The sequence below is a fragment of the Streptoalloteichus tenebrarius genome, from assembly GCF_024171885.1.
Classification (GTDB): domain Bacteria; phylum Actinomycetota; class Actinomycetes; order Mycobacteriales; family Pseudonocardiaceae; genus Streptoalloteichus; species Streptoalloteichus tenebrarius.
The window spans coordinates 1-24043 of record NZ_JAMTCP010000024.1 but is presented as its reverse complement, the minus strand read 5'-3'; the positions used below and the strand labels follow the sequence as shown (position 1 = coordinate 24043).

General features: G+C 73.2%; 20 protein-coding genes. 13 read left to right on the top strand and 7 right to left on the bottom strand.

From position 1 onward, the window contains the following. Positions 1 to 62: 62 nt before the first annotated feature. Together LX15_RS19435 and LX15_RS19430 are read left to right on the top strand one after the other, a co-directional pair. Entirely contained in the window at positions 63 to 635 is a 573-nt protein-coding gene (locus LX15_RS19435; RefSeq protein WP_073479280.1) for a sigma-70 family RNA polymerase sigma factor, read from the top strand. Next, the gene (locus LX15_RS19430; RefSeq protein ID WP_253671047.1) at positions 636 to 1736 is read left to right on the top strand and encodes an anti-sigma-D factor RsdA; all 1101 of its coding nucleotides are present in this window, start codon (positions 636 to 638) and stop codon (positions 1734 to 1736) included. 45 nt (positions 1737 to 1781) lie between these two features. On the opposite strand, the gene LX15_RS19425 is transcribed toward LX15_RS19430, so the two are convergent. Then, positions 1782 to 2219, bottom strand: a complete 438-nt coding sequence (locus tag LX15_RS19425; RefSeq protein ID WP_253671046.1) for a DUF5319 domain-containing protein — start codon at positions 2217 to 2219, stop codon at positions 1782 to 1784. Between the two features lie 348 nt (positions 2220 to 2567). Here LX15_RS19425 and guaB point away from each other — a divergent pair, with 348 nt between their 5' ends. The 6 genes from guaB to LX15_RS19395 all read left to right on the top strand — a co-directional run bounded on the left by guaB (position 2568) and on the right by LX15_RS19395 (position 10705). Next, positions 2568 to 4079 carry an IMP dehydrogenase gene (guaB, locus tag LX15_RS19420; protein WP_253671045.1) on the top strand — a complete coding sequence of 504 codons (1512 nt, stop codon included), beginning with the start codon at positions 2568 to 2570 and terminating at the stop codon, positions 4077 to 4079. 82 nt (positions 4080 to 4161) lie between these two features. Then, entirely contained in the window at positions 4162 to 5292 is a 1131-nt protein-coding gene (locus LX15_RS19415) for a GuaB3 family IMP dehydrogenase-related protein (protein ID WP_253671044.1), read from the top strand. A gap of 174 nt (positions 5293 to 5466) precedes the next feature. Beyond that, a complete protein-coding gene (locus LX15_RS19410) occupies positions 5467 to 7188 on the top strand; it encodes a GMC family oxidoreductase (protein WP_253671043.1) in 1722 nt (573 codons plus the stop codon). 193 nt (positions 7189 to 7381) lie between these two features. Next, a complete protein-coding gene (locus LX15_RS19405; RefSeq protein WP_253671042.1) occupies positions 7382 to 7615 on the top strand; it encodes a hypothetical protein in 234 nt (77 codons plus the stop codon). A gap of 59 nt (positions 7616 to 7674) precedes the next feature. After that, positions 7675 to 9270 (top strand): FAD-dependent monooxygenase, encoded by a 1596-nt coding sequence (locus tag LX15_RS19400; RefSeq protein ID WP_253671041.1) that lies wholly within the window; start codon positions 7675 to 7677, stop codon positions 9268 to 9270. A gap of 61 nt (positions 9271 to 9331) precedes the next feature. Then, positions 9332 to 10705 carry an FAD-binding oxidoreductase gene (locus LX15_RS19395; RefSeq protein ID WP_253671040.1) on the top strand — a complete coding sequence of 458 codons (1374 nt, stop codon included), beginning with the start codon at positions 9332 to 9334 and terminating at the stop codon, positions 10703 to 10705. A gap of 667 nt (positions 10706 to 11372) precedes the next feature. Here the strand turns inward: LX15_RS19395 and LX15_RS19390 are convergent. Both LX15_RS19390 and LX15_RS19385 read right to left on the bottom strand, forming a co-directional pair. Then, complete coding sequence (locus tag LX15_RS19390) at positions 11373 to 12836, bottom strand: aldehyde dehydrogenase family protein (protein ID WP_253671039.1); 1464 nt, start codon at positions 12834 to 12836, stop codon at positions 11373 to 11375. Positions 12837 to 12900: 64 nt separating this feature from the next. Beyond that, positions 12901 to 13056 carry a hypothetical protein gene (locus tag LX15_RS19385; protein ID WP_253671038.1) on the bottom strand — a complete coding sequence of 52 codons (156 nt, stop codon included), beginning with the start codon at positions 13054 to 13056 and terminating at the stop codon, positions 12901 to 12903. Positions 13057 to 13212: 156 nt separating this feature from the next. On the opposite strand from LX15_RS19385, the gene guaA reads away from it, so the two are divergent. Both guaA and LX15_RS19375 read left to right on the top strand, forming a co-directional pair. After that, entirely contained in the window at positions 13213 to 14826 is a 1614-nt protein-coding gene (gene guaA, locus LX15_RS19380; RefSeq protein ID WP_372502757.1) for a glutamine-hydrolyzing GMP synthase, read from the top strand. Positions 14827 to 15111: 285 nt separating this feature from the next. Next, on the top strand, positions 15112 to 15531 hold the full coding sequence (locus LX15_RS19375; RefSeq protein WP_253671036.1) for a hypothetical protein: 420 nt from the start codon (positions 15112 to 15114) through the stop codon (positions 15529 to 15531). Positions 15532 to 15579: 48 nt separating this feature from the next. Here LX15_RS19375 and LX15_RS19370 read toward each other — a convergent pair whose 3' ends face one another. After that, positions 15580 to 15819, bottom strand: a complete 240-nt coding sequence (locus tag LX15_RS19370; RefSeq protein WP_253671035.1) for a hypothetical protein — start codon at positions 15817 to 15819, stop codon at positions 15580 to 15582. Beyond that, on the bottom strand, positions 15812 to 17323 hold the full coding sequence (locus LX15_RS32570; protein WP_301304898.1) for a PspC domain-containing protein: 1512 nt from the start codon (positions 17321 to 17323) through the stop codon (positions 15812 to 15814). The genes LX15_RS19370 and LX15_RS32570 overlap by 8 nt, the downstream gene beginning before the upstream one ends. A 203-nt stretch (positions 17324 to 17526) precedes the next feature. Here LX15_RS32570 and LX15_RS19350 point away from each other — a divergent pair, with 203 nt between their 5' ends. Both LX15_RS19350 and LX15_RS19345 read left to right on the top strand, forming a co-directional pair. Next, the gene (locus tag LX15_RS19350; RefSeq protein WP_253671107.1) at positions 17527 to 18849 is read left to right on the top strand and encodes an ATP-binding protein; all 1323 of its coding nucleotides are present in this window, start codon (positions 17527 to 17529) and stop codon (positions 18847 to 18849) included. After that, a complete protein-coding gene (locus LX15_RS19345; RefSeq protein WP_253671034.1) occupies positions 18846 to 19538 on the top strand; it encodes a response regulator in 693 nt (230 codons plus the stop codon). Before LX15_RS19350 ends, LX15_RS19345 begins: the two co-directional genes overlap by 4 nt. A 60-nt stretch (positions 19539 to 19598) precedes the next feature. Here LX15_RS19345 and LX15_RS19340 read toward each other — a convergent pair whose 3' ends face one another. Next, on the bottom strand, positions 19599 to 20591 hold the full coding sequence (locus LX15_RS19340) for a DMT family transporter (RefSeq protein WP_253671033.1): 993 nt from the start codon (positions 20589 to 20591) through the stop codon (positions 19599 to 19601). Between the two features lie 230 nt (positions 20592 to 20821). Between LX15_RS19340 and LX15_RS19335 the strand changes: the two genes are divergently transcribed. After that, positions 20822 to 21736: a LysR family transcriptional regulator gene (locus LX15_RS19335; RefSeq protein ID WP_253671032.1), complete on the top strand. Its 915-nt coding sequence runs from the start codon at positions 20822 to 20824 to the stop codon at positions 21734 to 21736. 647 nt (positions 21737 to 22383) lie between these two features. On the opposite strand, the gene LX15_RS19330 is transcribed toward LX15_RS19335, so the two are convergent. After that, positions 22384 to 24043 (bottom strand): serine/threonine-protein kinase (locus LX15_RS19330; protein ID WP_253671031.1); only part of this gene is annotated, 1660 nt, incomplete at its 5' end.

Here is a 24043-nt window from a genome sequence, read left to right as displayed (position 1 = left end):
TTACCCCTCCGAGCCGGTCATCGTCGGTCCGCCTACGCGTAACACCAGGGCTGCTGTCTGCGATGACCAACACGGGGGACGGGCTGGACGCCGTCGTGGGCGCCGCCGTCGAGGGCGACCGCCAGGCGATCGAGCGTCTGTTGGCGACGATCCGTCCCCTGGTGGTGCGGTACTGCCGTGCCCGCGTTGGTAGGCAGGAACGATCGTTCACGTCCGCGGACGACGTCGCCCAGGAGGTGTGTCTCGCCGTGCTCACGGCGCTGCCGAGCTACCGAGACCAGGGCCGACCGTTCCTGGCCTTCGTGTACGGCATCGCCGCGCACAAGGTGGCCGACGCGCACCGCTCGGCGGCGCGCAACCGTTCCGAGCCGGTGCCGGAGGTGCCGGACGCGCCCGAGCTGGGCGCCGGCCCCGAGCAGCGCGCCATGCAGGGAGAGCTCTCCGAGCGGATGGCGCACCTGCTCCGGGTCCTCCCACCCAAGCAGCGGGAGATCCTCCTGCTGCGGGTGGTGGTCGGGCTGTCCGCGGAGGAGACCGCCGAGGCGGTCGGCTCGACGCCGGGGGCCGTGCGGGTGGCGCAGCACCGCGCGCTGGCCCGGCTCCGCAAGACGCTCGCCGCGGAGGAGGTGGTCTGAGTGGCCAGACGGCACGACGAGCACGAGGTCGAGCCCCGGGAGCGGGGCGAGCTCGCAACGGGCACCCACGCCGACCCCGACCACGGTGCGGACGTCGGCGACGACGCCAGGGCCCCCGAGGACGACCGGGACGTCGTCCGGGGCGCCAGAGCCGGCCGTGACACCGGAGCCGACGCCGACGACGGCACTGACGACGACGACACCGACGACACCGACGGGGCGGACCTGGCCGACCTCTCCCTGATCCAGGCCGACGACGCCCTCCTCGACGCGCTCGGCGGCACCGATCCCTGTGTCGACGGCCAGCTCGCCGACCAGGAGCTCAGCACGCTGCTGCTGTCCTGGCGGCGCGACGTCGACGGCGAGCCGTTCGACGAGCTGGTCGACGTGGACACCGCGGCCTCCGTGATCGCCGCGGCCCGCGCCCCCCGCCGCCGGCACCGGCTCCTGGTCCCGCTGGCCAGCGCCGCCGCCGTGCTGGCCATCGCCTTCACCGGGGTCGGCGTGGTCGCCAGGGACGCCAGACCCGGCGACCCGCTGTGGGGCCTGACCCGCGTCCTCTACTCCGAGCACGCCCGCTCCGTGGAGGCCGCCGCGTCGGTCAGGGCCGACCTGGACACCGCGCGTTCGCTGCTCGCCGGGGGCCGCATCGCCGAGGCCAGGGACGTCCTCCAGCGGGTCGAGTCCCAGCTTGGCGTGGTCAACACCGAGGACGGCAGGAACGACCTCACCGCCAGGCACGAGTCCCTGGTCGAGGCCCTGCGGACCCGCGCCCCCCACCCGCCCAGCACCCACCCCGGCGCCAGCCCGACCGGCGGACAGACCCCTCCGCCGACGCCCGCGCCGAGCACCACGCCCTCCGCGCCGAGCACGCCGGAGACGAGCACCCCGCGCCCGGCGCCGGTCACCACGACCACCCCGCTGCCGTCGAGCACACCGGTGCCGAGCAGCGGGAACCCGACCACCTCCCCGCCGGGGACCGGCAACCAGGGCACGGGCACCGGGACGGGGACGACCGACGGCTCCCGCAGCGGCAACGAGACCGGTGGGCAGAGCCCGAACCAGGGCGGTCAGAGCGTCCAGAGCGGGGTCACGAACTAGCCAGCCACCGGCCGGCCCGTGCCGCGTCTTCCGCGTGCGGGACGACTAGCGGTTGCTCTCGGCCGAGGCGACGCCGTCGTGGTAGCCGCGGCAGTACTCCCAGCTCACGTAGGCCGACGGGTCCGGGTCGTAGGCCGGCTCGTGGGGTCGCATGTGCCCGTCCGACAGCAACTGCTGGAGGCTGGCCCGCAGCAGCTCCCAGTCGTGGTAGTGGGGTTCGCCACAGTCGGCGCAGTCCACGACGATTCCCCGAACCCCGCGCGGCTCCAACAACGCCTGGTAGACCGCGAGGTCGGTGAGGTCGGCGAGCAACTCGGCGCGCTCCTCGTCGCCGAGCGGCTCCCAGGGCTCGTCGCCGTCCTGCCCGGCCAAGGCCCGGGCCGGGTCGTCCGGGTCACCCGCGAACGGGTCAGGGGGCAAGGCATCGTGCGGCACGGGACCGCACCGTACCGGGCGACGTGAGAGCTGTCCGGAGGTGACCATGGTTTTTCCTCACCTTCGGACAGCGAACGGGTGCGGGTGTCCCGCTCGGCACCGCGGCTGTCCGGAGGTGACCATGGTTTCTCTCACCTTCGGGCGGCGGCCGGGCGCGGGCGCCCCCGCCGGGCGCCGCGCCGGGCGAGGGTGACATGAGTCCCGTGCCTCGCCTGTGGGGATGACGGGCGGGGCGCCCGCGGGAGCGGGCCGGAATGACCGCCGCGCCGGTCCCGTTAGCATGGACGCATCCGCCCCGCCAAGGGTGGACCGGCGCCTGACCTGCCCGAAACCACCCGAACGAGGATCCGGCCGCCATCCGTGCGTCCGGCGCCCACGAAAGGCCAGCCACCCGCCATGACCAGCGAGCTCACCGCTCACGGCGTCCCGCCCAAGTTCGCGATGCTCGGTCTCACCTTCGACGACGTCCTGCTCCAGCCGGGCCCGTCCGAGGTGGTGCCCAGCGAGGTGGACACCAGCACCCGGGTGTCCCGCAACGTCAGCCTGAAGGTGCCGCTGCTGTCCTCGGCCATGGACACGGTCACCGAGGCGCGGATGGCGATCGCCATGGCCCGCCAGGGCGGGATGGGCGTGCTGCACCGCAACCTGTCGATCGAGGACCAGGCCTCGCAGGTCGAGGTCGTGAAGCGGTCCGAGGCGGGCATGGTGACCGACCCGGTGACCTGCTCCCCCGACGACACGCTGGCCGAGGTCGACGCGCTGTGCGCGCGGTTCCGCATCTCCGGCGTGCCGGTGACCGACGCCGAGGGCGCCCTGGTCGGCATCATCACCAACCGCGACATGCGCTTCGAGGTGGACCACACCCGCCCGGTGCGCGAGGTGATGACCCCGATGCCGCTGGTCACCGCGCAGGTCGGGGTGACGGCCGAGGCCGCGCTGGGCCTGCTGCGGCGGCACAAGGTGGAGAAGCTGCCGATCGTCGACGGCGCCGGCAAGCTGCGCGGCCTCATCACGGTCAAGGACTTCGTCAAGACCGAGCAGTACCCCAACGCCACCAAGGACCGGAACGGCCGCCTGCTGTGCGGCGCCGCGGTCGGCGTGGGCGCCGACGGCTACACCAGGGCGATGACCCTGGTCGACGCCGGCGTGGACGTGCTCGTCGTGGACAGCGCGCACGGTCACCAGCGCAACGTGCTGGACATGGTGGCCAAGCTGAAGCAGGAGCTGGGCGACTCGGTCGACGTCGTCGGCGGCAACGTGGCCACGCGGGCCGGCGCGCAGGCGCTGGTCGACGCGGGCGCCGACGGCGTGAAGGCCGGCGTCGGCCCCGGCTCGATCTGCACCACCCGCGTGGTCGCCGGCGTCGGCGTGCCGCAGATCACGGCCATCTACGAGGTGGCCCAGGCGTGCGCCCCCGCCGGCGTCCCGGTGATCGGCGACGGCGGCATCCAGTACTCCGGCGACATCGCCAAGGCGATCGCCGCGGGCGCGGACTGCGTCATGCTGGGCAGCCTGCTCGCCGGCACCGCCGAGGCCCCCGGCGACCTGATCCTGGTCAACGGCAAGCAGTTCAAGACCTACCGGGGCATGGGCTCGCTGGGCGCGATGCAGAGCAGGGGCCAGGCCAGGTCCTTCTCCAAGGACCGGTACTTCCAGGACAACGTGCTGTCCGAGGACAAGCTCGTGCCGGAGGGCATCGAGGGGCGCATCCCGTTCCGCGGCCCGCTGTCCCAGGTCGTGCACCAGCTCGTCGGCGGCCTGCGCTCCGGCATGGGCTACACCGGGTCGGCCACGCTGGCCGACCTCAAGGAGGCCCAGCTCGTGCGGATCACGGCGGCGGGGCTCAAGGAGAGCCACCCGCACGACATCACCATGACGGTCGAGGCCCCCAACTACACGACCCGCTGACGGTCGTTCGCCGAAACGGCGTAGCCTGCCTGCCGGCTGACTCACGAGGAACCGCCGCGCCCCGCGGCGGGGAAGGGGAGACGTGCGCGATCTGGTCGAGATCGGGATGGGTCGGACCGCGATGCGGGCCTACGACCTGGACGACGTGGAGATCGTGCCGTCCCGGCGCACCCGCTCGTCGAAGGACGTCTCCCTGGCGTGGCAGATCGACGCCTACCGCTTCGAGATCCCGCTGATCACGCACCCGACCGACGCGGTGGTGTCGCCGGCGTCGGCGGTGCGGATCGGCGAGCTCGGCGGGCTGGGCGTGCTCAACGCCGAGGGCCTGTGGGCGCGGCACAGCGACGTCGAGGACGCCCTGTTCCGCGTGGTGCGGGCGGCCGAGGAGGACGAGGACCCGGACGCGCCGGTGCGGGTGCTCCAGGAGCTGCACTCCGCGCCCGTGCGGGTGGACCTCATCACCGAGGCGATCAAGCAGGTCAGGGAGTCCGGGGTCACGGTGGCGGTGCGGGTCAGCCCGCAGCACGCCGAGGAGCTGACGCCGGACCTGCTGGCGGCCGGCGTGGAGATCCTGGTCGTGCAGGGCACGATCATCTCCGCCGAGCACGTGGCCAGGGACGGGGAGCCGCTGAACCTCAAGCGGTTCATCGCGGACCTGGACGTGCCGGTGATCGCCGGCGGTGTCGGCGACTACCGCACCGCGATGCACCTGATGCGGACCGGCGCGGCCGGCGTGATCGTCGGGTACGGCGAGTCGCGGGCGACCACGACCGACCAGGTGCTGGGCATCGGCGTGCCGATGGCCACCGCGATCGCGGACGCCGCCGCCGCCCGCCGGGACTACCTGGACGAGACCGGTGGTCGGTACGTGCACGTCATCGCCGACGGCGGCCTGACCCACTCCGGCGACATCGCCAAGGCGATCGCCTGCGGCGCGGACGCGGTGATGCTGGGTGAGGCGCTGGCCGACGCGAGCGAGGCTCCCGGGCACGGCCTGTACTGGACCTCCGCCGCGGCGCACCCGTCGCTGCCGCGCAGCGAGGTGATCGGGTTCGGCGACTCCGGGCACGACCTGGAGAAGGTGCTGTTCGGGCCGTCCTCGGACCCGAGCGGGACCGTGAACCTGTTCGGCGCGCTGCGCAGGGCCATGGCCAAGACCGGCTACTCGGACCTCAAGGAGTTCCAGAAGGTGGGCCTGACCGTCCGCCGCTGAGCCGCGGAGCCCCTTCGGCTCCCCGTCGTCGCCGAGCCGCCGCCCCGTCCGGTGTGGGTTCACCCGCCGGTGGGGCGGCGGTTCGCGTTCGGGAGGGCGGCCCGCCCGCGCTTTCCCGTTACCTTTGGTAACAGGGTCTGGTCGGACGGGCCGAGGTGGGGCTAGCCTCCCGCTATGGCGCTACTCACAGGTAACCACGGGGTGGGCGACCGGCCGGACTACGACGTGGTGGTCGTGGGGTCCGGCTTCGGCGGGAGCGTCGCCGCGTTGCGGCTGACCGAGAAGGGCTACCGGGTCGCGGTCGTCGAGGCGGGACGGCGTTTCGCCGACGACGAGTTCGCCCGCACCTCGTGGGACCTGCGGCGCTACCTGTGGGCGCCCCGGCTGGGCTGCTTCGGCATCCAACGCATCCACCTGCTGCGCAACGTCATGGTCCTGGCGGGCGCGGGCGTCGGCGGCGGCTCCCTGGTCTACGCCAACACGCTGTACCGGCCCCTCACGCCGTTCTACCGCGACCGGCAGTGGGCGCACATCACCGACTGGGAGGCCGAGCTCGCGCCGTACTACGACCAGGCGAGCCGGATGCTCGGCGTGGTCACCAACCCGCACGTCACCCCGGCCGACGAGGTGATCCAGGAGGTCGCGGCGGACATGGGCGTGGCCGACAGCTACCACCCCACGCCGGTCGGCGTCTTCTTCGGCCGCCCCGGCGAGACGGCCGAGGACCCCTACTTCGGGGGCGCGGGGCCGAGGCGCACGGGCTGCACCGAGTGCGGCTCGTGCATGACCGGCTGCCGGGTGGGCGCCAAGAACACCCTGGTCAAGAACTACCTCTACCTCGCGGAACGCAACGGCGCGCACGTCCTGCCGCTGACCACGGTCACCGCGCTCGTGCCCCGGCCGGACGGGAGCTGGGTGGTGCGGACCCGCCCGACCGGCGGCCGGCGTCGGCCCGAGCGCGCCATCACCGCCGCCCAGGTCGTCCTCGCGGCCGGCACCTGGGGCACCCAGAACCTCCTGCACCGGATGCGGGCCGAGGGCGTCCTGCCCCGACTCTCGCCCAGGCTCGGCGAGCTGACCAGGACGAACTCCGAGGCGATCGTGGGAGCCGGCCGGCTGAGCGTCGACCCGGCGCGGGACTTCAGCCGGGGTGTGGCGATCACCTCGTCCTTCCACCCCGACGAGTCCACCCACATCGAGCCGGTGCGGTACGGCAAGGGCAGCAACGCGATGGGGCTGTTGCAAACCCTGGCCACCGACGGCGCGGCCAGCACACCGAGGTGGGTGCAGTTCTTCCGGTACCTCCTCCGGCACCCGGTGACGACGTTGCGCCTGCTGTCCGTGCGGCGGTGGAGTGAGCGGACGCTGATCCTGCTGGTCATGCAGGCCCTGGACAACTCGATCACCACCTTCGTGCGGCGGGGCCCGCTCGGTCGGTGGCGGCTGAGTTCGAAGCAGGGGCACGGCCAGCCCAACCCGACCTTCATCCCGGCCGGCCACCGAGCCAACCAGCTCGCCGCCGAGCGCATCGGCGGCGTGGCCGGCGGCACGTGGGGCGAGCTGTTCAACATCCCGCTGACCGCGCACTTCATCGGGGGATGCGTGATCGGGGAGACCGCCGAGCAGGGCGTCATCGACCCGTACCACCGCGTGCACAACTACCCGACGCTGTCGGTCGTGGACGGGTCGGCGATCACGGCGAACCTCGGGGTGAACCCGTCGTTGACCATCACCGCCCAGGCGGAGCGGGCCTTCGCGTTCTGGCCGAACGCCGGTGAGACCGATCCCCGGCCCGCGCCGGGCCAGTCGTACCGGCGCGTCGCGCCGGTCGCGCCGCGCCGTCCGGCCGTCCCCGCTGACGCGCCCGCCGCGCTCCGCCTGCCCCTCGCTCAGTAGACACTGTGGGCGTGTGGGGAGGACTCCCTGCGACGAGATGGGTGCGGAGCGCATCTGGGGGGTGACGGCCACGTGAGCGCTGCGTTCGATCAGGTGGGTCGCTGGACGATCAGAGATGTGCTCGCGATGCCGGATGACGGAATCCGGTACGAGGTCGTGGATGGTGCCCTGATCGTGAATCCACCACCGAGTCGTGGTCACCAGACGGCGTCGTTCCTGCCGCACTCCCTCCTGCGCCCGGCCGCGCGTGCTGCCGGGCTGCGCTACCTGGGAGGCGGTCGGAGTCGAGCTTCCCGACGAACAGGTGTACGAGCTGGGCTCCGCTGGGGAGTACGAGCTGGTGCGGCGGGTGGGCGCGGGTGAGGTGCTGAGGGTCGAGAAGCCGTTCCCGGTAGCGTTCGACCCCGCGCGACTCGTCGACGACTGACCGCCGCCGCCCGTGCGCAGCGCGAAGCGCCGGCGCGGAGTGTGCGGGAGTATCGGCGCATGGACGACGGCGTCCGTGGACCGGTGCTGGTCGTCGGAGGTGGCCCGGTCGGGCTCGCCACGGCCCTGCTGTTGGCCAGGGCCGGGACACCGAGCGTCGTGCTGGAGGCGGCGCCCCGGCGGTTGGCGGTCGGCAGCCGTTCGATCTGCGTGCAGCGGGACGTCCTCGACATCCTCGAACGGGTGGGACTCGGACGGCGGATCGCCGACGCGGGCGTCACCTGGTGGGTCGGGCGGACGTTCTTCCGCGAGCACGAGGTCCTGGTGACCACGTTCCCCGAGGACAGCCACAGCACGTTCCCGCCGTTCACCAACATCTCGCAGACCGACCTCGAACTGCTGCTGGACGAGCGCGCCGCGGCCGAGCCCGCCGTCGACGTGCGGTTCGGGCACCGGGTGGTGGGCATCGAGCAGGACGACGCCGGAGTGACGGCTCGGGTCGTCACCGAGGACGGAGAACGGGCGTTCTACGGAACGCACTGCGTCGCCGCGGACGGCGCCCACTCGACCGTGCGTCACCTGCTCGGTCTGCCGTTCGAGGGGGAGTCGTACCCGGACCAGTTCCTCATCGCCGACGTGCGCGCCGACTTCGGCTTCGACGCCCCGGAGCGCCGGTTCTTCTTCGACCCGGTGTGGAACCCCGGCCGCCAGGTGCTGCTCCACCCGCAGCCCGGCGGCGTGTGGCGGATCGACTGGCAGGTGCCGGCGGACTTCGACCTGGACCGGGCCCAGGAGTCCGGAGCGCTCGACGCCAAGATCCGGGCCATCGTCGGGGACAGGGACCACGACCTGCTGTGGGTCTCCGTCTACCGGTTCCACCAGCGTCGCGTGCCCGCCATGCGGGTGGGCCGCGTGCTGTTCGCCGGCGACGCCGCGCACGTCATGGCCCCGTTCGGGGCGCGGGGGCTCAACTCCGGGGTGCAGGACGCGGAGAACGCCGCGTGGAAGATCGCCTACGAGCGGGCCGGCTGGGCGGGGCCGCTCCTGCTCGACTCCTACGACGTCGAGCGCGGCGCCGCGGCCGACGAGAACCTCGACGTCACCAGCGCCACGATGCGGTTCCTCTCCCCCAGGACGCAGGCGGAGCGGGAACACCGCCACGCCGTCCTCACCAGGAGCGTCGAGGACCCGAGCGTCCGGCCCCTGATCGACTCCGGTCGGCTGGCCGAACCGTTCTGGTACGTGGACTCGCCGCTGACCACGCCTCCCTCCGCACGGGAGGTCGCGGCCTTTCCCCGCGCACCAGGCGCGGCCCGACCGCCATTGCCGGGCGTGCTCTGCCCTGACGCTCCCCTCGCGGGTGGCTGGCGGCTCCGGCAGGTCCTCGGCCCGCACTTCACCGTGCTCACCTCACTGACCGCCGGGCAGAGCGTCCTGTCCGGCGACCCGGGCTCGCCCACCGCCCCGCCGACACGGCTCGTGCGGTTGCCGGAGCGGGGGCTGGCCGAGGAGTTGCGTCTCGGGCCGGCGTCCTTCGCCCTGGTCCGGCCGGACGGCCACCTCGCGGCGGTGCGGCACGACGTGGCAGCGGACGCCGCCGAGGCGGAGTTGGCGGCCGCGCTCCGGCGTGCGACTGGTTGGGGCCAGACGCCCTGAAGTGGCTACTCCACCGAAGTGCGACACGACAGCGCGACACGACGAGCCGCGGAGCGTCCTCGTGAGCCCTGAGGACTGGGCGGCGCTGCGCCGTCAGCTCACTGGGCGGTTGATCCTGCCCGGGGAACCCGGTTACGACCTGCTGTGCCGTCCGTTCAACGCCCTGTGCGACGACCGGGTGCCGGCGGCGATCGTCCGGTGCGCTGGTCCTGAGGACGTCCGGAGGTGTCTCGACCTGGCTGCCGGGTCGGGCACGCCGGTTGCCGCGCGGAGCGGAGGGCACAGCTACCCGGCGTACTCCACACCACGGGACGGGTTGGTCGTCGACCTGCGCGACCTGGCCGACGTGGAGGTCCGTGCGGACGGCGTCGCCGTGGTCGGCGCCGGCACCCGGCTGGTCGAGGTCGCCACGGCGCTGGCCGGGGCCGGGCGCTGCCTGCCCCTCGGGTCGTGCCCCACGGTCGGCCTCGCCGGGCTCACCCTCGGCGGCGGGATCGGGATGCTCGACCGGGCGTTCGGGCTCACCGCGGACCGGCTCCGGTCAGCCCGGGTGGTGCTGCCCGACGGGCGCCTGGTCACCGCGTCGCCGGACTCCGAGCCGGACCTGTTCTGGGCGTTGCGGGGCGGCGGTGGCGGCAACTTCGGGGTGGTGGTGTCGTTCGAGTTCGCCACGGAAGCCGCGCCCGACCTGGCCGTCTTCGCCATGGACTTCCCGGCCGGCTCGGCGGTGGAGGTGTTCGGCGGGTGGCAGGAGTGGATCACCCGCGTTCCCTCGCGCATGTGGGCCAACTGCACCCTGACGGGTGGCGCCGCCGTGGGGTGCCGGGTTGTCGGGTGCTGGGTGGGAGGGCCCGACGCCGGCCGGTCCCTCCTGGCTGAGCTGGTGCGGAGCGTGGGCACCTCACCTGGGCAGGGGATGTTCCGCGCGGCCGACTTCCTCACGGCGACGCGTCACTTCGCGGGGTGCTCCGAGATCCCGCCGGCGTGTTGTCGCCTCCGGGACGAGGGAGGTGTCCTGCCCCGGGTGGGTTTCGTCGCCTCGTCGCGGGTGCTGACGCGTCCGGTGGGGGCGGCGGCTCTCGTCGGCCTGCTGGAGGGGAGCGAGGGGGTGGTGGTGGAAGTCGACCCGTTGGGCGGCGTGATCGCGGAGGTCGACGCGGCGGCCACCGCGTTCCCGCACCGGTCCGCGTTCGCCACGGCGCAGGTGTACGCGACGGCGACGGCCGAGGACCGGGTGCACCGAACCCGGCTGGTCTTCGAGGTGCAACGCGGCCTGGCCGAACTCGGGGCCACCGGGGCGTACATCAACTATCTCGACCCGGGCCAATCCGACTGGGCGACCGCCAGCTACGGCCCCAACCTCGGGCGACTGCGCGAGATCGCACGGCGCTACGACCCGGACGCCGTTCTCGGCTTCCCACAGGGCCTGGCCTGACCCGCCCAATCTGACCCTTCCCCAGGTCAGCCCCCACCCGCCCGGGGGGCGAGCCCCGCTCCAGCCTATCGGCGCCCACCACGCGGCGGAACCCCACGAAGATCCACTGTGGAGAGATCCGGGGCCTGTGGACAACTCCGATCTCGGACGGGTGAGAGACAGTCAGAAGGTCTGTGCCCCGTGGTCTACTGGTGGTTTTCTCTGGCCCCTGGCCCCTGGCCCCTGGCCCCTGGCCCCTGGCCCCTGGCCCCTGGCCCCTGGCCCCTGGCCCCTGGCCTGAGGCCCATCGGCCAACGCCGAACCGTTCGTGACTCGGGCGGTGATCCATTGCGGTGACCCAGGGCCAGGTCGCGATCATGAGGATCGGCTGGCTGGGCCGAGCAGTCCCGCCGGCGGGAGAGTGAACGGGGTCCGCCCCGCGCCAGCCATCTCGGGCGCCCACAACACGGGCCGTGGCCATGCCATGGCCATGACCTCGCCCAGCGGCGAGGTCATGGCCACCGACGAACCCCACGAACCCCAGCACATGGTCCCCAGGCTGCGACGGCCCGCGATGTCCCAAACCACCTGGTCAGCGGCCAAAACCACGGACTCGGACCGCCACCGGAGACCCGTCGCCGGTAGCGGATCGACGGGACCCGCCTGCGGCACCGGATCTACCCCGGACCTACAACGACACCCCGGTGAGCACGAGGACGCGCTCCTCCGTCAGGTCGTTCATCGCCGAGCGCACGCCCTCGCGGCCCACGCCGGAACCCTTGACCCCGCCGTAGGGCATCTGGTCGGCGCGGTACGACGGCACGTCGCCGACGATCACGCCGCCCACCTCCAGCTCCGCCGACGCGCGGAAGGCGACCCGCACGTCGTGCGTGAACACGCCGGCCTGGAGGCCGTACCGGGAGTCGTTCACCAGCGCCAGCGCCTCGTCCAGTCCGTCCACTGTGGACACGGCAAGCACGGGGCCGAAGATCTCCTCGTCCCACGCCTTCGACCCGGTGGGCACGTCGGCCAGCACGGTCGGTTCGAGCACCGTTCCGGTGCGCGTCCCGCCCGCCAGCACCCGCGCGCCGCGCGCGGTCGCCTCACCGATCCACGTCTCCACGCGCTTCGCGGCGTCCTCGTCCACCAGCGGGCCGACGACGACCTCCGGGTCGTGCGGGTCACCCGTGCGCAACCCCCGCACCGCCTCGACGAGCCGGGGCACGAACCGGTCGGCGACCGCGCGGTCCACGACCACCCGCTGCACCGCGATGCACGACTGGCCCGCCTGGTAGTTGGAGTAGGTGGCGATGCGCCGCGCGGCGAAGTCGAGATCCGCGTCGCTGTCCCAGTCCGCGCAGACCACGGCCGCGGCGTTGCCGCCCAGTTCCAGCACGACGTGCTTGCGGGGCACCGCGTCGGCGATCGACCAGCCGACCGGGCCGGACCCGGTGAACGAGACCACCGGGAGGCGCTCGTCCCGCACCAGCGCCATCGTCTCCTCGTTGCCCAGCGGCAGCACGGAGAACGCCCCGGCCGGCAGGTCGGTCTCGGCGAGCAGCTCGCCGAGCAGCAACGCCGACAGCGGGGTGCGCGGCGCCGGCTTCACCACGATCGGCGAGCCCACGGCCAGCGCGGGCGCCACCTTGTGGGCCACGAGGTTGAGCGGGAAGTTGAACGGGGCGATGCCCAGCACCGGGCCCCGGGACACGCGGCGCACCACGGCCAGCCGGCCGTGCGCCGCCGGGTCGGTGTCCAGCCGTTGCAGGTCCCCGGTGAACCGGCGGGCCTCCTCGGCGGCGAACCGGAACGTGGACACCGCGCGCTCCACCTCGACGGCGGCCCAGCGCAGCGGCTTGCCGTTCTCGGCGGTGATCGTCTCGGCGATCTCCTCGGCGCGCTCGGCGAGCCGGCGTGAGACGTGCTCCAGGGCGGCCGCCCGCAGGTGCGCGGGGGACCGGCGGAACTCTCCCGCCACCTCCGCCGCAGCCGCGACGGCCCGTTCGACCTGCTCGGCGCCCGGGACGGCCACGCTGGCCACCTCGGTCCCGTCGAACGGGTGTCGGACGACGAGTTCGCTCTCACCCTGCTCCGCGCGGCCGGCGACCCAGCACGGGCGCGGCCTGGCCTCCACGGCGTTCGGACCGGTCATGCCCCTACCGTAGGCCCGTCGTCCCGCCCGGGGCGCGCCCGGCGTGCGGGGCGCGCGACGAGGGTCACCACGAGCGGCGACGCATCCGCTGCCAGCCGAAGCCGACCACTCCCGCCGCGCCGGCCGCGGCCAGCAACACCGTTCCGTACAGGACCGTCAGGGCGAGAACCCCGACGACCGCCACCACCGCGAGCAGGCCGGCGAAGAAGGACTCCAGCACGGGCGCCACCTCCCTGCGTGTTGATCGTCACACGGTAGACGTACATCACACGTGACGCCAGTGTGTGTTCCTACCGCCGTAACGGTGACGTCACGCGTGGTGATCCCCACGTTCCGGGTGGGGGTGGTGCGCCATCCGGCGGGTTCACCTGGGACGATGGGAGCAGAAGGAAGCCCACGCGGAGGTTCGCCAGTGAGCGCCACCAGCGCACAGCGCCCGGTTCTCGTCATCGACTTCGGCGCGCAGTACGCCCAGCTCATCGCCCGCCGGGTGCGGGAGGCGCAGGTCTACTCCGAGGTCGTGCCGCACACCACTCCTGTGGAGGAGATCCTCGCCAGGAACCCCGCAGCCGTCGTGCTGTCGGGCGGCCCGTCCTCGGTGTACGAGGAGGGCGCGCCGCGCGTCGACCCGGCACTGTTCGAGCAGGGCGTGCCCGTCTTCGGCATCTGTTACGGCTTCCAGGCCATGGCGCAGGTGCTCGGCGGCACGGTCGAGCACACCGGGACCAGGGAGTTCGGCCGCACCGACCTGTCCGTCACGCCGCAGGGGGGTCGGCTGCACGAGGAGCTGCCCGCCAACCACCCGGTCTGGATGAGCCACGGCGACTGCGTCACGCGGGCGCCCGAGGGCTTCACCGTCACCGCCACCTCCGGCGGCGCGCCGGTGGCGGCGTTCGAGAACGTCGAGCGCCGGCTGGCCGGTGTGCAGTACCACCCCGAGGTGGCGCACTCGCCGCACGGCCAGGAGGTGCTCCGGCGGTTCCTGCACGAGATCGCCGGCGTCCGGCCGCAGTGGACCACCGCGTCGATCGTCGACGACGCGGTCGAGGCCGTGCGGGCCCACGTCGGCGACGGCCGCGCGATCTGCGGCCTGTCCGGCGGCGTGGACTCCGCCGTCGCGGCGGCGCTCGTCCACCGCGCCATCGGTGACCGCCTGACCTGCGTCTTCGTCGACCACGGCCTGTTGAGGGCCGGCGAGCGGGCCCAGGTGGAGCGGGACTTCGTGGCGGCGACCGGCGTGCGCCTGGTGACGGTGGACGCGCGGCAGCGGTTCCTGGACGCGCTGGCCGGGGTCACCGACCCCGAGGAGAAGCGCAAGATCATCGGCCGGGAGTTCATCCGGGTGTTCGAGCAGGCCGCCCGCGACCTCCAGGCCGAGGCCGGCGAGCACGGCGAGCACATCGACTTCCTGGTGCAGGGCACCCTCTACCCGGACGTGGTCGAGTCGGGCGGCGGCACCGGGGCCGCGAACATCAAGAGCCACCACAACGTGGGCGGCCTGCCGGAGGACCTCCAGTTCAAGCTGGTCGAGCCGCTGCGGCTGCTGTTCAAGGACGAGGTGCGCCGGGTCGGCCTGGAGCTGGGCCTGCCGGAGACGATCGTCCACCGACAGCCGTTCCCCGGTCCCGGCCTGGGCATCCGCATCGTGGGCGAGGTGACCGCCGAGCGGCTGGAGATCCTGCGGGCCGCCGACGCGATCGCCCGGGAGGAGCTGACCGCGGCCGAGCTGGACCGCGACATCTGGCAGTGCCCGGTCGTGCTGCTGGCCGACGTGCGCTCGGTGGGCGTGCAGGGCGACTACCGCACCTACGGCCACCCGGTCGTCCTGCGGCCGGTGTCCAGCGAGGACGCCATGACCGCCGACTGGTCGCGCCTGCCCTACGACGTGTTGGAGCGGATCTCGACCCGCATCACCAACGAGGTGGCGGAGGTCAACCGGGTCGTCCTCGACGTGACGAGCAAGCCGCCGGGCACCATCGAGTGGGAGTGACCGTCGGCCGGGCGACCCCCCGGCCGACATGGCGCTCGGTCGGCGGACGTCGACCGGGACGCCGACCCCGCAGCGGGCGCCGAGGGCGTCCAGGACACCGACGGCAGCCAAGACACCGACGGCAGCCGCCGAGACACTGAGGACACCTGGGACGCCTGAGGACAGCGACACCGACGCCGCGCCACCCGGTCAGGGGGGCGCGGCGTCCCCGTTCCGGGCGTGATCCGGCCGCCTCGCTTGGAGGCGTTCGGGTGATCGCGATAGGCAGTGGCGGTGCTCGCGGAGATGAGCGGGCAGGGTCGGCTCGCGGTCGGGGCCCTGGTGGGCTCGGTGGTGTCCGCTCTGTTCTTCCTCGGCCTGGTCCACCGGCCGGCGTCGGAGACCACGCGTCGCGACCGCGTCGAGGAGAACCGCCGCACGACCTCGGTCGAACCGGCCCCCGCCCCCACGACGACCCCGACCACCCCGGAGACGCCGGACTCCCCGACCACGGAGGCCCCCTCGGCCGACTCGCCCACCACGACGCTCCGTCGCCCCGTCACGTCGGCCGTCAGGGTCACGACGCCGTCGCCCGCCGAGCTCCCCACCACCGCGGTGGCGCCGGCGCCCATCCACCCTCCGGCCACGACGACGGTCACGACCACCCCGAGGCCACGGCCGCGGCGGACCACCGCCACCCCGGAATGCGACTGGCTCCTGTGCTGACCCACCACACCTGGCGGGGTGGTCGGGTTCGCCGCGCCCGGTGGGGCGCTACTTGCGGCGGGGGCGGAGCGACGCCACGAGGATCAGCACGCCCACGGCGACCGCGCCCCCCGCGAGCACCCACCGGAGGTCCCAGTCGGGGACCCACAGCGCGCCGTCGGTCAGGTTGTAGCCGGCCACCCCCAACGCGATCAGGCCGGCGAGGAACGTGAGCACGTCCAGGCCCCTGCGGCGCGGGCGCCGGTTCCGACCGCGCCGGATCTCCCGGCCGTTGCCGTGGTCAGTCACGGAGCACCTCCACGTTCCCCATCCCGGTCCGCGCCTCCAGCACGATCTTCCCGCCGCCGGGGCCGTCGGGCCCGTGCTCGACGCTTCTCAACGTCCTGTTCGATCCGCTGGTCCTCTGACTCAGGCACTGGGCGTCACCCAGTCCCGTCGTGCACTCCACCTCGACGTCGGCGTCGCGGGGCACCCGGACGGAGACGTTGCCGAGCTGCACCCGCACCCGGGTGGTCACCTGGTCGTCCTTGGTCAGCCGCAACTGGGACAGGTCCAGGTCGATGTCGCCGGCGCTGAGTGTGTAGGACGGCTGCACGTCCGCGACCGCGTTCGGGGTGACGTGCTGGGCGCCCGCTCCCTCCCACTCGTGGACCGGGCCGGTCGCGCCGCCGGCCATGGCCAGGAACCCGACCGGGACCGCGAGCGCGATCAGACCGCGGCCGCCCCGGAGGAACGAGCCGGCCAGCATCCCGACGCCGAGCACGGCCAGCACGAGCCCCGGCACGTGCGTCCAGCCGATGTCGGGGCCGAACACGATGCCCACCCCGCCCGTGACCAGCGCCAACGCGAAGGTCACCGCGGTGACGCGCGACCGGCGCTTCGGTTCCCCCCGCTCCTCCTGGCGCTCCTCCTGGGTGGGAGCGGGCTCCGGGAGGTCCCAGGCGAACGGCGCGACGCCGAGCGGGTCCCACGCCGGGGGTGGCGGGACGTCCGCGGCCTGATCGGGCGGCACACCCACCGACGGAGCCGGTGCGGTGTGTGTGGAGTCCGGCATGGCGGCGGCCATGTGCGGAGGGACAGGGGGCGCAGCGGGCGCTGCGGGCGCACTCGGCACAGTAGGCGCGGTAGGTGCGGTAGGCGTCGCAGGGGCGGCAGGGCCGGCAGGGCCGACCGTGGTGGCGGCGGACGCCTGAAGCGGGTGCGTGGACAGCGGCCGCGTGGCGGCCTCGCCTCCCGCCGCCTCGCTCGGCTCCGCGTCGCTGGGAGCGGACATCGGCGGCACGCCCACCGGGGGCGCGGCGGTCGGCGGGACACCCGTCTGCGCCGGCTGGATGACCGGAGCGTCGGCGCCGAACTCCCGGTTCTCCTGCCCCCGGTGACGGTGCAGCAGGTACACCGCGCTCGCGGCCAGACCCAACGAGACGAAGGCGCTGACGTCGCCGTCGAACACGAAGGCGCTGATCGGGATCAGCGCGAGGGCGAGCGCCGCCGTGAGCGCGCCGGAGGTCGACGCGCGCCCCCGGTGCAGCAGCCCCTCCACGGCGGAGACCTCGTCGCCGTCCTCGGGCAGCAACAGCCAGCCCAGCACGTACAACAGCACCCCGACGCCGCCGGCGAAGGTCAACGTCGCGAACCCGACCCTGACCAGCACGGGGTCGACGCCGTACCGGCGACCGATGCCCGCCGCGACGCCGGCGACCTTGCGGCCCGTCCGGGGTCGCCGGGGCCGGGTCGCCCAGAGATCGCCCGCCGTGTCCTCGACGGCGGCCCACCGTCCCGGTGTGTCCCGCATCCCGCTCACGTCCCGAGACTCCCTCCTCAGTGTCCTCCCGCGCATCGGGGAGGCCCCTGACCCGCCCCGGAGGCGGGACCAGCGCCGCCCCGGGTCGTTCCCCGATGTCCGCGCGGGCGCCCGGGTGCGACGATGCCAGCGTGGACGTCGAGGTCGACAGCGCGACGACGGAGGAGCGGCGGGAGGTGACGATGCCGGAGACGATGCGGTGGCCCGGGGCCGGACGCCCCGCCGACGAGCAGGCCGTGGGCCTGGCGCGCCCGCCGCTGGTGCGCCGGCGCTCCGGCCGGGTCGTGGGCGGTGTGTCGAGCGGCGTCGCCGAGCACCTGGGCGTGCCCGTGCTGTGGGTCCGCGCGGTGTTCGCCGCCCTGGCCGCGCTCGGCGGGGCCGGGGTGGTCGCCTACGGCCTGCTGTGGATCACCATGGCCCCGGAGCCGGCCGACGCGCCGCAGCGCGAGGAGTCGTCCACCGAGCGGATGCAGGGCATCGGCCTGGCCGTGCTCGGCGCCGGCCTGGCGATCGCCGCCGGCTCGCTGACCGGGTCGATCGGGCGCTGGGTCATCGGCCCGCTCGGCGCGGTGCTGGTCGGCACCGCCGTGGTGTGGCGCGAGGCGGACGAGGCGCAGCGCCGCCGGTGGCTGGGCAGCGCGCGGTCCGGGGTCGCCGGGGCGCTGCTGGGCGGCGGTGGCGTCTCCGCCGTGGTGCGGGTGCTCGGCGGGGTCGGCCTCGTCGTCACGGGCATCGCGATGTTCCTGCTGTCCAGGGTCGACCTCGGCGCCATGCAGGCGGCCGTGGTGTCGGTGCTGGCCACGCTGGTCGGCGTCGCCGTCCTCACCGTGCCGTGGTGGCTGCGGCTCGTGCGCGACCTCAACGAGGAGCGCAGGGCCCGCATCCGCACCGAGGAGCGCGCCGAGATCGCCGCCCACCTGCACGACTCGGTCCTCCAGACCCTGGCGTTGATCCAGAAGCAGCCCGACGTGCCCCGCGAGGTGCTGCGGCTGGCGCGCGGCCAGGAGCGGCAGCTCCGCGCGTGGCTCTACGGCCCCTCGGGGTACGGGCGGCGGGGCGGCGACGCCGACGGCGGAGCCGCGGGCGGGCCGTCGGGCAACCTCGCGGACGCGGTGGCGACCGCCTGCGGCGAGGTGGAGGACACCTTCGCCATCAAGGTCCAACAGGTCGTGGTGGGGGACTGCGAGCTGGACGAGCGGTTGGTGGCGTTGGTGCACGCGGCCAGGGAGGCCGTGGTCAACGCGGCCAAGCACGCCGGGGTGGGCGAGGTCAGCGTGTACGCCGAGGTGGAGCCCGAACGGGTGCAGGTCTACGTGCGCGACCGGGGCAAGGGGTTCGACCCGGAGGCGGTGCCGGAGGACCGGCATGGCCTCGCCGACTCCATCCGGGGGAGGATGGAGCGGCACGGGGGCGCTGTCCGGCTGCGCACGGCGCCGGGCGAGGGCACCGAGGTCCAGTTGGAGATGCCGCGCTCCCGTAACGGGACGAAGAACGCCGCCAAGGAGGCACGAGCGTGAGCGACCAGGACACAGAGGGCACGCCGGAGACGGGGAGCCGCCCGGTGCGGGTCTTCCTGGTCGACGATCACGCGTTGTTCCGCACCGGCGTCCGGGCGGAGCTGGACCACGCGGCGGACACCGTGCGGGTCGTGGGGGAGGCCGGGTCGGTGGACGAGGCCGTGGCCGGTATCGCCCACTACCGGCCGGACGTGGTGCTCCTGGACGTGCACATGCCCGACGGCGGCGGCGCCGAGGTGCTGCGGCGGGTGCGGCCGAACCAGCCCGAGGTGGTGTTCCTGGCGCTGTCGGTCTCCGACGCGGCCGAGGACGTCATCGCGGTGATCCGTGCGGGCGCGCGGGGCTACGTGACCAAGACGATCTCCGGGCGCGAGCTGGCCGAGGCCGTGTGCCGGGTCGCCGAGGGCGACGCGGTGTTCTCGCCGCGCCTGGCCGGGTTCGTGCTCGACGCCTTCGCCGACCGGCCGGGCGCTGCCCCGATCCGGGACCCGGAGCTGGACCTGCTCACCCCGAGGGAGCGGGACGTGCTGCGCCTGCTCGCCAGGGGCTACGCGTACAAGGAGATCGCGTCCGAGCTGTTCATCTCGGTCAAGACGGTCGAGACGCACGTGTCGAGCGTGCTGCGCAAGACGCAGCTCTCGAACCGCTACGAGCTGTCCCGCTGGGCCTCCGACCGTCGTCTCGTCTGATCCACGTCTCGTGGGGCGGCGCGCTCGGCGTGCCGCCCCACGAGGGGATCGTGGGGACGCTCAGTCCCCGGCGCTGGCCGAGGCGGGCTGGGCCGGGTTCAACGGAGCTGCGTTCAACGGAGCTGGGGCCGACGGAGCCGGGGCCGACGAAGGAGCCGGCGTCTCCTCGACCCGGGCCGTCCGGCGTGGGGTGACGCGGGTGAGCGCCACTCCCACGAGGATCACGGCCATCCCGCCGAGGACCCGCGGGTGCAGCTCCTCGTGCAGCACGACCGCGCCCAGCAGCACCGACACGATCGGCATCAGGTAGGCGGTCGTGGACGCGACGGTCGGGCCGTCGTCGGCGATCAGTCGGTAGTAGACGATGAACGCCAGCCCGGTGCCGAACACGCCGAGGACGGCGACGGCCAGCAACGAGACCGCGTTCCACCGCACGGCCTCGAGCCCGCCGACCGGCATCGCCAGGGCGGTCCACGCGGTCGCGCAGATCATCTGGCCTGCGGCGACCGCGACCGGCGGGATGCCGCGCCCGGCCAGGTACCGCGCCATGTACACCGCCGAGAGGCCGTAGCTCAGGGCGGCGCAGAGGATCGCCAGGGAGCCCCAGCCCAGCACGCCGCCGCTCTGCCACGGCGCGAAGATCAACAATGTGCCGGCGAAGCCGAGCGCGAGGCCGGCGCCCTTGGCCCAGCCGAGGCCGCGTTCCTGCCGCACGAGCAGCGCGATCAACAGCGTCCACAGCGGCATGGTCCCGTTGAGCACGCCGGCGAGGCCGGTGTCGACGGTCTGCTCCCCGAACCCGAACATCACGAACGGCAGCGCGTTGGCGAGCAGGCCGGCGACCGCCAGGTGCCCCCACACGCGCGCGCCGCGCGGCAACGCGACCCGTCGGGCCCGGCAGATCGCCACCAGGACCACCGCGCCCAGGGCGACCCGCACGAGCACGAGCTGGACCGGGCTGAAGGCGTCGAGGCCCAGCTTGATCCAGAGGAAGCTGGAGCCCCAGAGCAACGCGAGGGTGCCGAGGCGGAGCAGGCTCCCCGGACTGGTCACGACGGTCCTCCCATGGTGGTCCCCGTGGTCTTGGTCTGGTCTTGGTCTGGTGTCTTGTTCGCCGTCCCGCGCGGACGGCGTCGACGCCGATGACGCCGATGACGCCGTCGGGGCGGCCTCCATCCGCACGAAGTCGGTCGGTGGCGGCCCCTCCACCATGAGGCCCACAAAGCATGAGATCAAGTGAATAATTGTGGAGGCATCGTTCAGGAAATCTGTAAATTCACGGCATGCTGGATGTGCGTCGGTTGCAGCTCCTCCGGGCGGTGGTCAGCAGTGGCTCGATCACCGCCGCGGCCGCCAACCTCGGCTACACGCCCTCCGCGATCAGCCAGCAACTCGCCGTGCTGGAGAAGGAGGCGCTGGTCCCGCTCCTGGAGAAGGCGGGAAGGGGAGTGCGACCCACCGCGGCCGGACTGCTGCTCGCCCACCACGCCGCCGTGCTCACCGCCCAGCTCGCCACGGCCGAGGCCGAGCTGGCGGACCTCCGCGCCGGCCGCACCGGGCGCCTGCGGGTCGCCTTCTTCACCACGGCTGGCGCGATGCTCGTCCCGCCCGCCGTGGCCACCTTCCGCCGCGCCCACCCAGAGGTGCGCCTCGACCTCACGCTCCGCGACCCCCAGGACCCGCTCGCGGAGCTGGTCGCCGGCGAGGCCGACCTCGCGGTGGCCGTCGTCATCGGCGCGTGCCCGACCCTGCCGGGCATCCGGTTCCACCACCTGCTGGACGACCCGTACCGCGTGGTCCTACCGAAGGACCATCCGCTGTCGGCCGAGCGCGGACCGGTCGACCTGGCCCGGCTCGCCGGGGAGTCGTGGGTGGACGCGGCGTCCACGCCGGGGCCGTGTCGTCAGCTCGTGGTCGACGCCTGCGGGGCGGCCGGGTTCGTGCCCAACCCGGTGGCCGGCTCCGACGACTTCCCCACGGCCCAGGGGTTCGTCGCGGCCGGGCTCGGCGTCGCGTTGATCCCGCAACTCGGGCTGGAGGTCGTGCACCCCGGGGTCGCCGTCCGCCCGCTGCGGAATCCCGAGCCGGTCCGCCAGATCTACGCGGCCATCCGGGAGACCCAGCACGACCAGCCGGCCGTCCAGGGCCTCCTCCGCGCCCTGACGAACGCGGCGGACGCGGTCCGCGTCACCCCCTGAAAACCCAAAAGAAAAGGGGCTCCCGCCTTCGGGCGGGAGCCCCGAATCTGTGTACGCGTTCGAGAGAAATTTTTTGTCAATGCTCATTAACGGGGGAGAGTCTCGCTGCTCTACCTCTCGCGGATGTAACACATGTTAATGTAACCTTGGACGCCCGTGTTGGTATCGGTCACAAAAGCCCAAGTGTACATGCTGCAGCGACCTGGGACGTTGACCCTGTCTCCCTCGCCAGAACTGGTCCAGTCGAGACAGTGGTCAGGGTAGGCGACGCCCACGATGGTGCCGCTGAGATAGGGGGTGGCGCGTATGTTAGCGGCCTCGGTAACGTGAAAACATTCCGTGGGGGCTGCTTGCGAGTGGGGTAAGGCAGTTTTCGCGGGCGCGCCACTTGCATTAGCTGGAATGGCGAAGGACAGGGTGGCGAGGAGGGACAGGGTTGCGCCGGCGAGTATACGAAGTAGGCGACTTCCGGTGCGCATGATGCTCCTTTCTTTGCCGAGCATCTTTGACGCTAGCGCCGAGGGGTGAAGGTGATCAAGACCGCCGATCGGGGGAGATCATCCCGATGAGGGTCGGGAAAGGAGACGGAAAGAGAAGGGGCGAGTTCCCCGAGAGGAACTCGCCCCGATAGTCCGGTGGCTGGCGCGTTAGCTGCTGCCTTGGTACCGGTAGTTGTCCACCAGGTACCCAGGCCCGTCAGGGTTGGCGATGACGGGGTGGTACATGCGCCGGTTTTCCGTGCTGTCGTCCCTCTTCGTGACTCGGACGAGGACGGAGTACCGTCCGTCTGGTTCGATGCTCGGGCCTTCGATGATCTCGGCCTTCTTCGCGCTTGCCCAAAGGTTGAACTCGCCCGTCTGCTCGAAAGCGGCCTTACCGCGCAGGCTCAGCTTGCTCCGCATGAGATCGGCGTTGGGCACGGCGGCGTAGAAGTCGAGGACCGCCTGTTCCTTGCTGCTCGCCGGACCAGGGTTGACCTTGGGCGCCTTGGTCGCGGACGGGGGTGGGGAAGCGGGCGCGGTGGTGGCGTGGTTCCCCTTGGTGCCGGTGTTGCCGGGGTCGGCGGAGGAGTTGTTGTTGCCGCTCGACTTGATCAGCGACGTCGCGATGAGCACGCCGGCCACGGCCGCCACCAGCAGCACCGCGAGGTAGACCAGGCCGCTGCGGCGCGGCTTCGGCGCGGGGGCCGAGGGGCGCGGTGCGGCGGCCGGCCGCTGGGGCGGCGGGTCCTGGTGCGCCGGCGAGTGCGGGCGGCCGTTCGTGGCCGGCACCGGGGCGATCTCGGCGACCCTGGTGGGCTTCGGCGCGTTGGCGACCGGCGGGTGCGAGTCGACCCGCGTCACCGACGGCGGCACGGGACGGTGCGGCGGCGTGTGCGGGCGCGGCGGTGCGGCGGGCGCGGCGACGGCCTTGGTCGCCACCGCCTGCGTCACCCCACCCGACTGCCACGGCGGCACCACCGCCACCGTCTCACCCAACCCCGCCGGCAACGGCTTGCCCGCCGCCACCGCCGCCAACGCCTCCCGCGCCTGCGCCATCGTCGGCCGCTCATCCGGCTCCGACCGCAACAACCGCATCAACAACGCCGTCAACGGCCCCGCCTGCGACGGCGGATTCACCTTCCCCGCCGCCACCGCGTGCAACAACGCCAACGTGTTCTCGTTCAACCCGAACGGCGGCTCACCCTCCACCGCCGCGTACAACGTCGACCCCAACGAGAACACATCCGAGGGCGGACCGATGTCCCGCCCCCGCGCCACCTCCGGCGCCAGATACGCCGGCGTGCCCGCCAACATCCCCGTCTTGGTCACCGTCACGTCACCGGTCGCCCGGGAGATCCCGAAATCGGTGATCTTCACCGTGCCGTCCTCGGCCAACAGGATGTTGCCCGGCTTGATGTCCCGGTGCACGATCCCCGCCGCGTGCGCCGCCGACAACGCCGCCGCGACCTGCGCCCCGATCCGGGCCGCCTCCGCCGGCGGCAGCGTGCCCCGCTCGGCCATCACCGCCGCCAGCGACCGCGACGCCAGGTACTCCATGACCAGGCAGGGAGCGCCGTCCTCCTCGACCACGTCGAACACCGTGACCGCGTTGGGGTGCTGCAACCGGGCGGCGATCCGACCCTCACGCATCGCCCGCTGTTTGGCCTCGTCGGCCTCCTCCCGGCTCAGACCGGGCTGTAGCAGCAACTCCTTGACGGCCACCGTGCGGTGCAGACGCTCGTCATGGGCCTGCCAGACGACACCCATGGCGCCGCTGCCGAGGCGCTGCAGCAACCGGTAGCGTCCGGCGACCAGGCGACCCTCG